This window comes from Phyllobacterium chamaecytisi (genome assembly GCF_020164455.1).
Taxonomy (GTDB): Bacteria; Pseudomonadota; Alphaproteobacteria; order Rhizobiales; family Rhizobiaceae; genus Phyllobacterium; species Phyllobacterium chamaecytisi.
On sequence record NZ_JAIQWW010000006.1, the window covers coordinates 104,907 to 117,389 of the forward strand.

Here is a 12,483-nt window from a genome sequence, read left to right on the forward strand (position 1 = left end):
AAGGAACTCGCATGCGAACCACTGCGCAACATATTGAAGCCACCCCAAGCAAGACCGCCGTCGTGTCCAAGGCGCTGCTGCGTTCCGCTGAATTGCTCGGCCTGACCGCCAGAGAGCTATCAACCGTCGTCGGTCTGTCCGAACCCAGCATTTCCCGGCTCAAGCGCAGCGAGAGTAGCGGCGGCCCGCTCACCGGCAAGAGCTATGAACTCGCACTCCTGTTCATCCGTCTCTATCGCTCGCTCGATGCCATTGTCGGCGGCGACGATAGCGTAGCACGGCAGTGGATGCGCACTGACAATACCATGCTCGGCGGCAAGCCGCTCAACCGGATCAAAACCATTGACGGTCTCGCCCATGTCCTTGCCTATCTGGACGCCCGACGCGCTCCGATCTGAATCGCGATCTCTGCATGGCGCCTGCTGGCGTCTGGTTGAAGCGCAGCACCGCGTTTCCACCATGAAGCTGGTCGACACGCTCGACGAGCAGGCCCTGCTTGAAGACGAGCTTGAAGCCACCAAGCCACCGCTTCCGCCGGCGTGCGTTCATCTGGACTACCTGCTGGCAACGCCGTTTCGCTATGGCCGCTATCCCGGTAATTCGCGCTTTCGACGTGAAGGTTATTCGCCCGGCGTCTTCTATGCCAGCGAGAATGTCGAAACCGCTGTCGCCGAAACCGCCTTCTACCGGCTGCTATTCTTTGCCGAAAGTCCCGCAACACCCTGGCCGCGCAACGCACTGGAGTTCACCGCGTTCGAAGCGCGCTACGCCACCACCAGCGCAATCGATCTGACCGTCGCACCCTTTGCCGATCAGGCCGAGCGTTGGACTCACCTGACTGACTATTCCACCTGTCTCGACCTTGCTGACGTGGCGCATGAGGCGGATATAGACCTTATACGCTATCAATCCGTGCGCGATCCACTTGGCGGGATCAATCTTGCGCTGCTTTCGTGCGGCTGCTTTGCCATGCCGAACCCGACGCGCATGACGACATGGCGGCTGCATTTCTCCGGCCATGGCGTCAACGCCATCTGCGACCAGCCTGAAATCAGGCTTGGGTTGAGCCGAGAGATTTTTGCCAACGACCCGCGACTGGCAGAAAAAACCAAATCATAATTTCATTTTTCGGCTTGACAGATTCATAACTGTAGAGCTATGGATTAATTCATAGCTCATGGGTTATCAATTATGCACACAACAGCCGACGGTATTTTCCGCACTCTCGCCGACCCGACACGCCGCGCAATTTTCGAACAGCTGATGCGGCACGGCGAGCAAAACGTGCGGGTGTTGACGGAATATTCCGGTATCTCGCAGCCTGCCGTTTCCAAGCATCTCGGCGTGCTCAAGCTTGCCGGCCTCGTGCGGGATAGGCCCGACGGGCGCCAAACCCATTATAGCGCGGAACCGAAAGGTCTTGCGCCGCTGATCGACTGGATGGGCCTCTACGGCGCATTCTGGCGTGAGCGGTTCGATCGTCTCGAAGATTTGTTAAACAGGATGGACCAATGACCCAACATGCTACAGCTACAGCCACACGTTCTCTCATCATCGAACGGGAAATGCCGCACGCGCCGGAAAAAGTCTGGCGTGCACTCACCCAGGGCCCGCTCATCGCTGACTGGCTCATGAGCAACGACTTTGAGCCTGTCGTCGGTCACCGGTTCAACTTCCGCGCCCCGCCCATGCCGAACTGGAACGGCGTCACCGACTGCGAAGTCCTGGTGGTAGAACCGCCGCAACGCCTCTCCTATAGCTGGAGCGCCTCCGGCGACGAAGCGGCAAACGGCGTCAAGACCATCGTCACCTTCACGCTCACCCCCGTGAAAGACGGCACATACCTGCGCATGGAGCAATCCGGCTTCGGTCAAAACGACGAGGCCAACTATCGCGGTGCACAATATGGCTGGCAGAAATTCATCGGACAGCTGGACCACGTGGTTGGCAAGCTCGTCTGAGCAGCAAGGGAAACGCGACCATCTCAAACCGATGAGATGGTCGCAGACGCTTAAGACAGTCTGTCAGCGTGCCAGGCGATATGATCGGCCATGAAGGTCGAGATAAAGAAATATGAGTGGTCGTAGCCGTCGCGCATGTTGAGCGTCAGCGGGATGTCGGCTTTGGCACAGGCCTCTTCCAGCAACCAGGGCCGAAGCCCGTCATCAAGAAAACCATCGGCCTTACCCTGATCCACCAGCAATTCGGGCACGCGGTAGCCGTCCTCGATTAGCGCCACGCTGTCATAGGCGCGCCACGCCGCTTCATCGCTGCCGAGATATTTCTCGAAGGCGGGACGCGACCAGCCCGCAACCATCGGCCGTGCGATAGGCGCAAAGGCGGACACCGACCTGAAGCGTTCCGGATTTTTCAAGGCCAGGGTGATAGCGCCGTGACCGCCCATGGAGTGGCCAAAAATGCTCTGCCGCGTCACGTCGACTGGAAACTGCGCGGCAACCAGTTCGGGAAGTTCATAGGCGATATAGCTCGCCATACGATAATTCGTCGACCAAGGCGCCTCTGTCGCGTCGAGATAGAAACCGGCGCCGCTGCCGAACTGCCAATTGTCCTTTTCATCGGGGACATCCTCGCCGCGCGGGCTGGTATCCGGGCAGATGATCGCAATTCCAAGCTCGGCGGCAACGCGGCGATATTCGCCCTTGTCCATGACGTTCTGATGAGTGCAGGTCAGGCCTGACAGGTACCAGAGCAGCGGCACCGGATGCTCCTTTGCCTGTGGCGGCAGGAAAACCGCGAAGGTCATGTCGCACTGGCAGGCATCGCTGCGATGGCGATAGACGCCCTGGATACCCTCAAAGCTTTTGGCGATCGATAGCGTTTCCATAAATTCCCCTGATTATTGGCCCAGCGAAACGATGACGTTGACAGCGGCGGCAACGAGCACCGTGTTGAAGACATATGAGACAATGGCATGTAGCAGATTAATCTTGCGCATATCTGTACTCGTGATCGCAGTATCCGATGTCTGGGCCGTCATGCCGATGACGTATGAGAAATAGAGAAAATCATAACCGCCGGGCTCCTTGTCGCCCGGGAAGTCGAGCCCGCCGACATGTTTGCGGGGCGTCTTCTTTGCACCCTCCGCCGTCTCGTCCGGCTGCCAGTAGAGGTGGGCATAATGGATGGCCGCCATCATGTGCACGGTGAACCAGCCGAGCGGCACTGCGGCCAGTGCCAGCGAGAGATCGAGCGGGTGCGGATCCTCGCCGGAATTGATCAGCACGAACAGCGAACTGACGGCGACGACGACCGTGCCGAAGGTCACCGCAAATATGATCCACACCGGCTCGTCGGATTTGGCCGCGTTGCGGTGCAGGTATTCCGGCGTCAGTTTCCGGACCTTGATCATGGAGAGAACCAGATAAATCACGAAGAAGACATTGGCCGCGACGACATAGGCATTGCGTGGCGCAAAGAAGAGCGCCAGAGCGAGAGCGATGATGCCAACAAAAGCCGCCACATAGAAGGGATTATGCCGCTTCCACATCGCTTCTCACTCCGTGGTCAGCGCGGCGGGGCGCTGCATGTCGACATGGGGAATCCCGTCCTCGAGATATTCTTCCGAGACCGGCACGAAACCGAAGGATTCATAAAACCGCAACAACTGGCTTTGCGCCGATAGTTTGATCGGGCTTTCGGCATAGAGCCGCTCGCATTGTGCGATGGCCTCGACCATGAGCCTGTCGCCAAGCTTCTTGCCGCGGTGCTCAGGCGCAACGACAACCCGCCCTATCCGGGCAGCAGGATCGGTTTTAGCGGGTTTGCGGATTCGCACGCTCCCAACGAGATCGCTCCCGGAAAGCAGCCGCAGGTGCAGCGCATCCACATCCTTGCCGTCCAGCTCGGGATAAGGGCATTTCTGCTCGACCACGAACACATCAACCCGCAATTTCAGCATGTCATAAAGGTCGCGCGGGCTAAGTTCATCCAGCCCGCTCAAGACAACCTTGACGTTCTCATCCATCAAAATGTCACAACGCTGCGGATCGACTTGCCCTCATGCATAAGGTCGAAGGCGGTGTTGATCTCGTCGAGCGGCATGGTGTGGGTGATGAGCGAGTCGATGTCGATCTTGCCCTCCATGTACCAGTCGACGATTTTCGGCACGTCCGTGCGGCCGCGCGCACCGCCAAAAGCCGTGCCGCGCCAGTTGCGGCCGGTGACGAGCTGGAATGGGCGCGTCGAGATTTCCTTGCCGGCTTCCGCCACGCCGATGACAATGCTGGTCCCCCAGCCGCGGTGGCAGCATTCCAGCGCCTGGCGCATCACATTGGTGTTGCCTGTCGCGTCGAAGGAGAAATCCGCGCCGCCATCAGTCAACTCCTGGATCGCCTGCACCACCTTGTCATTGCCAACCTCGTTGGGATTGACGAAATCGGTCATGCCGAACTTCCTGGCCATCGCTACCTTGCCCGGGTTGAGATCGACACCGATGATCTTGTCGGCGCCGACCATGCGCGCGCCCTGGATCACGTTCAGTCCGATACCGCCGAGGCCGAAGACCACGACATTGGCGCCGGGCCAGACCTTGCCCGTATAAATGACAGCCCCGATGCCGGTGGTGACGCCGCAACCGATATAACAGATCTTGTCGAAAGGCGCGTCTTCACGCACTTTCGCCAGCGCGATTTCCGGCAGGACGGTGAAGTTCGAGAAGGTCGAGCAGCCCATATAATGGAACACCTCGCCGCCATCGCAGGAGAAGCGGCTGGTGCCGTCGGGCATGACGCCCTGGCCCTGCGTGGCGCGGATCGAGGTGCACAGGTTCGAGCGCTGCGACAGGCACGTCTTGCACTGCCGGCATTCGGGCGTATAGAGCGGGATGACGTGATCGCCGACCTTCAGCGAGGTGACTCCTGCGCCGATCTCGCGCACGATGCCTGCGCCCTCATGGCCGAGAATGGCCGGGAATTTTCCTTCGGAATCAAGACCGGAAAGCGTGTAGGCATCGGTGTGGCAGACACCGGTCGCCATGACTTCCACGAGTACCTCGCCGGGCTTCGGTCCGCCGATCTCGATGGTTTCGATGGTCAGCGGTTTCTTGGCTTCCCAGGCAACGGCGGCGCGCGATTTCATAAAGTCTCTCCCAATGCGTCTTGATCAATGCAACGTAGTGATTTGCTGGTTGCACTATCAGGATCGCACCAAGGGTCGTCAATCGGACCGGCGACATTTCTCGCCGGAAATGGCGCGCTTCCCATGACGCGCCTTTTTGCCAAGGTGGCCGTTTCTTACTCCACGACCTGCACTTTCGCCGCTGCCCTCGCTCTGGCGGCAGGCAGGGGCGAGCGGACATCGAAGAAGGCCTGCACTTCATCGAAACTGGCATAGCCGTCATGATTACCGTCGATCTCGGTGAAATGATCGGCGACGAAGCCCCAGCCGGCATCGCTGGCAGCTTGCGTGGTCAAGAGGTGATTGGACTTTGCCGCAGCGCCGAATTTGGCACGCAGCTCCAGGTCAAGCAGCTTCTGGATCGAAGCCGCATCCTGCTTTTCCGTTTTGGCCCCAGGTTCCGGATCCCAAATGCGATCGCCGGCATGAACCGACCCGGCCATTGCGGTGAAGAGAAGTACGATGATGATGGTACGTGAGATGGTCATGGATCGCTCTCCTAATGCAGGGCTACGGCGGGGACAGGCGCACGCTGCACCGGCACTGCAGCGACAAGATCGCGGGCTTTGACAATTGTCGGCCCGGTGCCATAGGGCGGCGCATCGTAGAAGTCGTCGAGCGTCCTCTTCAGCGGCGCCCGCGCTTTTTCCGAGTAGTAGATCATATGGCCGCCTTCGAAGTTCTTGACCGGAATGCGGTCCAAAAGGGTGGTTTTCTTCACGGGGTCAATCTCGACACCTTTGAGATCCAGCTCCGTTCGGTAAAAAGGTGTCGCCGTATCGTAATAGCCATGTACGGTGAGAAGCTTGAGCGAAGGATTCATTCCGAGTGCAGCAACAATATCCGGCAAGCCGTTTCTCAATTCTCCGCCTTTCCAACTTTCAAAGGCACCAGCAGATGGATGATACCAGCTGTTCCAGGAGGCATTGATATACGATGATGTCGCTTTATAGTTCGCATCGCGGGGAAGGAGCGCAGTAATGGCGTTGTAAAAAGCACGATCTTCGAAGAAGTCTATGTTGTACCATGGTTTGGTTGTTGGTATTGGTACTCCCGTCGAAAAATCGACTGTCATGTCTCTTTTTATGAACATTCTGGCATCATATGTATTAAAAAATGAAATGTCTTTAACAAGCGATGCAATACTTTCACTCGAAGAGCCCGTGTATTTGGACACATCAACTTTTGACCCCGATGTGCGCGCCGGTAAATAGGTGTTTGTCATGAAATCGCGCAATTCCTGAGCATAGACGTCGAGCGTTGTCGTTGCCGGTATTTTGACTTTTCCAATAGCAAGCGCTGTCATAGCAACCGTGGGTAACATCGCTGCATTTTTGTCGGCAGCATAAAATCCAGGTGAATGGAATACGACGCCAGTCAAAATCTTGGTTTTTGCGCCGGTTGGACTGGGCTCGTAGCCGCTCTCACCCGCTTCCTCCATGGCACGCGCCAGCTTCGGTACACGGGTACCGCCTGCATAGGATTCGCCATAGAGATACTTGGGCGATTCGTGGCGTTGGTTGAAATTGACATAACGCTGAATGAACTGATGTGACAGTTGCACGTCGGCGGTGACATCCCAGAAGCTGCTGTTGGTCTTTGGAGCGATTGCTTGCGAGTAGCCTGTACCCGGTATGATATCGACGAAGACCAGGTCGGTTTTATCCATGAGGGATTCCTTGTCATCGACCTGATCGAATTTTTCCGGCGGGTTATCAGCCCATTCAGGCTTGACTTTCGGTGCATCGATGACAAGCCGCTTTGGCGCCCACGACGTAAGATGCAGATAGATCGATGACGCGCCTGGCCCGCCGTTGAAGAAGAAGGTGACCGGGCGATTCTCCTTCGGCAGATCGTCTCGCGTATAGGCGGTATAGAAGACCGAGGCTTGGGGGGCCTGTTTCTCCGCAGTTTTAGCGAAAGCCGTCAAATGACCGGCCGATGCTGTGTACCAGAAGGTCTTGCCGTTCAGCGTCATCTTGTGATGCATGACCGATGGCTTCTCGTCGACGGCAGCAGTGAGCTGCGCGCCCGCCGAGCCATCATATTTCGTTTTGTCTTCCAGTTTGAAGTCGGCCGGCGCGTAGAGTTTATACGCTTCATCGTCCTTGCCGGTGCGGGTAAAGAGCGCCGCCACGGATTTGACCGGCGCAACCTTCTTCAGTTCCCCCGCCGCCTCGATGATCTTGTCATCCTTGACGAAAGCCTCGACGGCACGAAGCGATGCGCCTTCCGCCGTCAGACCTGCGGTATCGAGGATCTTTGCCGCCTCGGCAAACCGTCCGGTCTCGATCAAACCATCGCTACGGATGCGCGCTGCTTCGAGTTTTGCTGTTCTGGTATCCTCGAGCGCATCGTTCTTCAACTTATCGAGGCGTGCAAGCTCTGTCTTGGCCTTCTCGACCAATCCGTCCTTGCCTTCATATTTGGCCAGAGCATCCATCGCCAGCTTGATCTTGCCGGGTTTTGCCTGGTCTTTCGAATCCCCCATTAGATCGGCAAGCTCGTCGTTTCGGGCCTTCAGTTCATCGCCGGCAAGCTTGATCAATCCCGGCTTCGTCTGGTCTCCCTCAACTCCCTTCAGCTCAACCAGCCTTTTTTCCAAACCCTCGCGTTCAATTTTCAGCGTGGCAATCTCGCTCGAAACGCCGTCCTTGACACCCGCAAGGCCATCGCGCGTCTTCTCGAGGCCGGCGATCTCCTGGTTCAGCATCTCGATCCTGCCGCCTGGCCCTTCGAGCCCGGCAAGTTCGTCGCGCCGGGCTTTGAACGTCGCGCCTGCCGTTTCGACTTCCTTTGTCTTGGCGTCCGCTTCAACGAGCAGCCCAGCCAGTTTTTCTTCGGCGTCGCGGTTTTTGGCCGTCAGCGCCGCATCTGCCTGTTCGGTTTCGGTGAGTTTGGCTCCGGTGGCGGTCAAAGCAGCGGTCTTTTGGCCGATCTCTGCGTTGAGCCCATCGAGCTTCGCCTGCGCTGCAGCAGCCTCGGCATCGAACGTGCTCGTGGCTTTTGTGGAAGAACCGGAAGAATCAGAGTCGTTGCAGGCGCTGAGGCCGAGCGCTGCGAAAAGCAGCAAAAAGCGAAAATTCATAAGTGCAAAATCCTGATTACAATTGCATACAACTTTTCAAAATTTGCTGCGGCGCACAATTCGCCTAAAGTTTAATCAGGCGATAAAAATGCCCTTATGTGTGCATTTCATGAAGTGCACACAGTTATTGATGACCAATGATCTCCAAAAGCTACTGGACTTGCCGGCAGGAACCCTGTCAAAACGCCACATACTGCAATGTCGGATACGACGCCTTGACCGATCTACCTGCCCTTCCCGTGACCGAGATATTGCCAGCGCTTGATGATGCGCTGATCAATGGTAATGCGGCAGTACTGGTGGCCCCTCCGGGTGCAGGCAAAACCACTCTCGTTCCGCTGCATCTTCTTGGTGCATCGTGGCGCAAGGACCGCACGATCATCCTCCTCGAACCACGCCGCCTTGCCGCGCGCGCCGCCGCCAGCCGCATGGCGAGCCTCTTGGGCGAAGATGTCGGCGCAACCGTCGGCTATCGCATGCGGCTTGAAAACAAGGTCTCGGCGAAAACCCGCGTCCTCGTCGTCACCGAGGGCGTCTTTGCGCGGATGATCCTCGACGACCCCGATCTTAAAGAGGTTGCAGCCGTGCTCTTCGACGAGTTCCACGAGCGCAGCCTCGACGCGGATTTCGGCCTTGCGCTGGCGCTCGATGTGCAGGCGGCCTTGCGACCTGACTTGAAGCTCCTCGTCATGTCGGCAACACTCGATGGCGCCCGGGTCGCACGTCTGCTCAATGACGCGCCGGTGCTGGAAAGCAAAGGCCGCTCCTTTCCCATCGATATCCGCTACCGAGCCCGCAATCCCGACGAGCGTATCGAAGATGCCATGGTCAAGGCCATCCGCGATACGCTCGCCGACGAGACCGGCAGCATCCTCGCCTTACTGCCAGGCCAGCGCGAGATCGAGCGCACCGCCGAGGCGCTGCAAGGCCGCGTTGCCGCCGACGTCATGATCGTGCCGCTCTACGGTGCACTCGAAGGCCGGGATCAGGACGCGGCAATCAAGCCGCCACCTCCCGGCAAACGCAAGGTGGTCCTTGCCACCTCCATTGCCGAAACCTCGATCACTATCGATGGCGTGCGCGTTGTCATCGACAGCGGCTTGGCGCGACTGCCGAAATTCGAACCCGCCACCGGATTGACTCGTCTGGAAACCGTGCGTGCTTCCCGTGCGGCAGTCGATCAGCGAGCGGGCCGCGCCGGGCGAACGGAGCCCGGCATCGCACTGCGCCTCTGGCGAGCCGAACAGACGGCCGCGCTCGAAGCCTTCGCCCCGCCGGAAATTCTCGAGGCCGATCTTACCGGTCTGGTTCTCGATTGCGCGGCCTGGGGCGTTGCGGACCCGACCAGCCTCGCCTTTCTCGATGCGCCGCCGGCCCCTGCAATCAAGGAGGCCAAGGCGCTTCTGGAAAATCTCGGAGCGCTGGAAAGCAATCGCGTCACGCCGATGGGTAGTGCGATGCGGGCTTTGGCCTTGCCTGCCCGCCTTGCCCATATGGTACTGACCGCGCGCGAACGCGGGCAGGCATACCGAGCGGCGGAGCTTGCCGTACTCCTTACCGAACGCGGCCTCGGCGGTAACGATATCGATCTCGATGTGCGTCTTTCGCGCTTCCGGCGCGAGCGCGGCGACCGTGCAACGCGGGCGCGCGGGTTGGCAAAACGGCTGGCCGGCAATGGCAATGCCGCGGAACCCGACAGTGTCGGCCGCCTGCTCATCGGCGCCTATCCCGACCGGATCGCCAAGGCGCGCGGCAATGGCCAATTCACCCTCGCAAACGGGCGCGGCGGCGAGGTCGATCCCGCCACGTCGCTCGCGAAGTCGCCATGGCTGGTCGTCGCTGATCTCGCCGGGCGTGCGGGGCGTGCGCGGATCCTTGCCGCGGCGGAGGTGACGGAAGCTGAAATCCGCGAAGCGCTCGCGACAAGCATCGTCAGCGGCCGGCAGGTGACCTACGATCCCGCGCGAAATGCCCTGCAGGCGCGTGACGCCACCCGCATCGGCGCGATTGCTCTATCCGAAAAGACCTTGCCCGCGCCGAGCGGCGAAGAGGCTGACCTTGGCGTTATCGCCGCCGTCCGCGCGCATGGTCTCGACATTCTGCCATGGTCGAAGGAAGCGACGATCCTGCGCCGCCGGCTCGCTTGGCTGCATCAGGGGCTCGGTTCAGCTTGGCCGGCGATGGACGACGATGCTCTCGTCGCGTCGCTGGATGACTGGCTGTTGCCCTTCCTCAAGGGCACAGCACACTTAGGCCAGATCCCCGCGCATGTGCTGATCGAGGGGCTGCGCTCAGCTGTTCCCTATGATCTCCAACGCAACATCGACAGTCTCGCACCGACCCATTTCGAAGTGCCGACCGGCTCGAATATCCCGATCCGCTACGACGAAGGGGAACCGGTGCTGAGCGTACGCGTGCAGGAGCTCTTCGGTCTCGGCATGCATCCCGCCATTGCCGGTGGCACCATCCCTCTCCTGCTTGAACTCCTGTCGCCCGCACATCGCCCGATCCAGATCACACGCGATCTGCCCGGCTTCTGGAAAGGCTCGTGGGCGGATGTGCGCAGCGACATGCGCGGCCGCTATCCGCGGCATGTCTGGCCGGAGGATCCCGCCAATGCATCGCCGACCGCCCGGGCAAAGCCGCGCGGGACTTGAAAAGGCTCGGCCTCCTTTATCTCCCCCCTTGTGGGGGAGAAAGCGATTTCAGCATCTTAGCCCTTGCTAAGTGCTAGAAATCGCAAGAGAGGGGATTTGCCTCACTGAACTGCCCCCTCACTTGGATTTTCCAAGGATTTAGCAAAGAGGCTAAACCCAGGAAAATCCTTTCTCTCCCACAAGGGGAGAGATAACCACAGCATGCACCCCCACAAACTCCACAATTCCCTTTGCACTCCGTTTGTTCTAAAGCTCCCGCATGGTTCAGGATTTCGGCATACGCTCATCATATCTGTCGCGCCGTTTGCGGCTGACGACGCTCATTCGCCTGCGCTGGCTTGCCGTTGCCGGGCAGAGCATCGCGGTGCTTTTCGTCGCGCTCTACCTCAAATTCCCCTTCCCGGTCAGCATCTGTTTCGCGATGATCGCCTGTTCGGCGTGGCTGAACCTCCTGATGTCATTCCGCTATCCGATCAACCACCGGCTCGAGCCGCGCGCAGCGGTCACTGTCCTCGCCTTCGATATCCTGCAGGTGGCGGGTCTCCTTTATATGACCGGCGGACTGCAGAACCCTTTCGCGGTGCTGATGATCGTCCCGGTGATCATTTCTGCCACCTCGCTTCCAGCCTATTCGACGATAGCGCTCGGCCTTCTCGTCACCATCTGCGCCACGGTCCTCGCGAATGTCTACCTGCCGCTGCCCTGGTATGAGGGCCAGAGCATGCAACTCCCCTTCGTACTCATTGCCGGCGTCTGGTGTTCCGTGGTCTCCGCCCTCGCCTTTACCGCCGTCTATGCCTATCGCGTGGCGGAAGAGGCGCGGCTCCTCGCCGATGCGCTGACTGCGACGGAGTTGATCCTGCAGCGCGAGCAGCATCTCTCTGCGCTGGATGGACTTGCCGCCGCCGCGGCGCATGAGCTCGGCACTCCGCTTGCTACGATCGCCCTCGTCGCCAGGGAAATGGAGCGGAGCCTGAAACAGGACGACCGATTTGCCGAAGATATCGAACTTCTTCGCTCGCAGACCGACCGCTGCCGTGAGATTCTGAAGCGGCTGACCAGCCTGTCCTCGACCAGCGAAGAACACATGTCGCGGTTGAAGATCTCCTCGCTCATCGAGGAAGTCATCGAGCCCAACCGCAATTTCGGTATCAACATCGTGGTGAAGAAGCTGAGGGGCGAAGGTGTCGAACCGATTATCCGGCGCAATCCCGGCATCATCTACGGGCTGGGCAATCTGGTCGAGAACGCGATTGATTTTGCCAGGGCGACAATCGAGGTTAGCTGGGGCTGGACCGACAGGACCGTGGAGATCATCGTCAGCGACGATGGCCAGGGTTTTGCCGCCGAAATTCTTGACCGGATCGGCGAGCCCTACACCACCGGCCGCGACCGCGAAATCAATGAACACGGCGGCGGGCTTGGGCTCGGCCTGTTCATCGCCAAGACGCTTTTGGAGCGTTCGGGCGCGACGATTACCTTCCGCAATCGCAACGATCCGGGCCAGGGTGCGGAGGTCATCGTGAGCTGGCCGCGCAATCAACTCGTTGCCGATTGATAATCTTTGACTTTTTGTTCATTGCGAACCATTAACAACGAATA

At 59.1% G+C, this 12,483-nt stretch carries 12 protein-coding genes; 6 read left to right on the forward strand and 6 right to left on the reverse strand.

Annotation, left to right across the window (positions count from 1 at the left end; all coding sequences use genetic code 11):
* Positions 1-11 precede the first annotated feature (11 nt).
* From LB462_RS11365 to LB462_RS11380, 4 genes are all read left to right on the forward strand, one after another.
* Positions 12-398 carry an MbcA/ParS/Xre antitoxin family protein gene (locus LB462_RS11365; protein WP_224507902.1) on the forward strand — a complete coding sequence of 129 codons (387 nt, stop codon included), beginning with the start codon at positions 12-14 and terminating at the stop codon, positions 396-398.
* Positions 358-1,119: an RES family NAD+ phosphorylase gene (locus LB462_RS11370; protein WP_224507904.1), complete on the forward strand. Its 762-nt coding sequence runs from the start codon at positions 358-360 to the stop codon at positions 1,117-1,119. The genes LB462_RS11365 and LB462_RS11370 overlap by 41 nt, the downstream gene beginning before the upstream one ends.
* Positions 1,120-1,191: 72 nt before the next feature.
* Positions 1,192-1,515, forward strand: a complete 324-nt coding sequence (locus LB462_RS11375; protein ID WP_224507906.1) for an ArsR/SmtB family transcription factor — start codon at positions 1,192-1,194, stop codon at positions 1,513-1,515.
* The gene (locus LB462_RS11380) at positions 1,512-1,961 is read left to right on the forward strand and encodes an SRPBCC family protein (protein WP_224507908.1); all 450 of its coding nucleotides are present in this window, start codon (positions 1,512-1,514) and stop codon (positions 1,959-1,961) included. Before LB462_RS11375 ends, LB462_RS11380 begins: the two co-directional genes overlap by 4 nt.
* Before the next feature lie 50 nt (positions 1,962-2,011).
* Here LB462_RS11380 and fghA read toward each other — a convergent pair whose 3' ends face one another.
* The 6 genes from fghA to LB462_RS11410 form a co-directional block, all read right to left on the reverse strand.
* A complete protein-coding gene (gene fghA, locus LB462_RS11385; protein ID WP_224507910.1) occupies positions 2,012-2,845 on the reverse strand; it encodes an S-formylglutathione hydrolase in 834 nt (277 codons plus the stop codon).
* Positions 2,846-2,857: 12 nt separating this feature from the next.
* Positions 2,858-3,508: a DUF1345 domain-containing protein gene (locus tag LB462_RS11390; protein WP_224507912.1), complete on the reverse strand. Its 651-nt coding sequence runs from the start codon at positions 3,506-3,508 to the stop codon at positions 2,858-2,860.
* Positions 3,509-3,514: 6 nt separating this feature from the next.
* Complete coding sequence (locus tag LB462_RS11395) at positions 3,515-3,985, reverse strand: GNAT family N-acetyltransferase (RefSeq protein WP_224507914.1); 471 nt, start codon at positions 3,983-3,985, stop codon at positions 3,515-3,517.
* A complete protein-coding gene (locus LB462_RS11400; RefSeq protein ID WP_224507916.1) occupies positions 3,985-5,097 on the reverse strand; it encodes an S-(hydroxymethyl)glutathione dehydrogenase/class III alcohol dehydrogenase in 1,113 nt (370 codons plus the stop codon). Before LB462_RS11400 ends, LB462_RS11395 begins: the two co-directional genes overlap by 1 nt.
* 155 nt (positions 5,098-5,252) lie before the next feature.
* Positions 5,253-5,624 (reverse strand): hypothetical protein, encoded by a 372-nt coding sequence (locus LB462_RS11405; protein WP_224507918.1) that lies wholly within the window; start codon positions 5,622-5,624, stop codon positions 5,253-5,255.
* 11 nt (positions 5,625-5,635) lie between these two features.
* The gene (locus LB462_RS11410; RefSeq protein ID WP_224507920.1) at positions 5,636-8,224 is read right to left on the reverse strand and encodes a S10 family serine carboxypeptidase-like protein; all 2,589 of its coding nucleotides are present in this window, start codon (positions 8,222-8,224) and stop codon (positions 5,636-5,638) included.
* Between the two features lie 215 nt (positions 8,225-8,439).
* On the opposite strand from LB462_RS11410, the gene hrpB reads away from it, so the two are divergent.
* Positions 8,440-10,881, forward strand: a complete 2,442-nt coding sequence (hrpB, locus tag LB462_RS11415) for an ATP-dependent helicase HrpB (protein ID WP_224507922.1) — start codon at positions 8,440-8,442, stop codon at positions 10,879-10,881.
* A 259-nt stretch (positions 10,882-11,140) separates the two neighbouring features.
* On the forward strand, positions 11,141-12,439 hold the full coding sequence (locus LB462_RS11420) for an ActS/PrrB/RegB family redox-sensitive histidine kinase (protein ID WP_224507924.1): 1,299 nt from the start codon (positions 11,141-11,143) through the stop codon (positions 12,437-12,439).
* Positions 12,440-12,483: the final 44 nt, after the last annotated feature.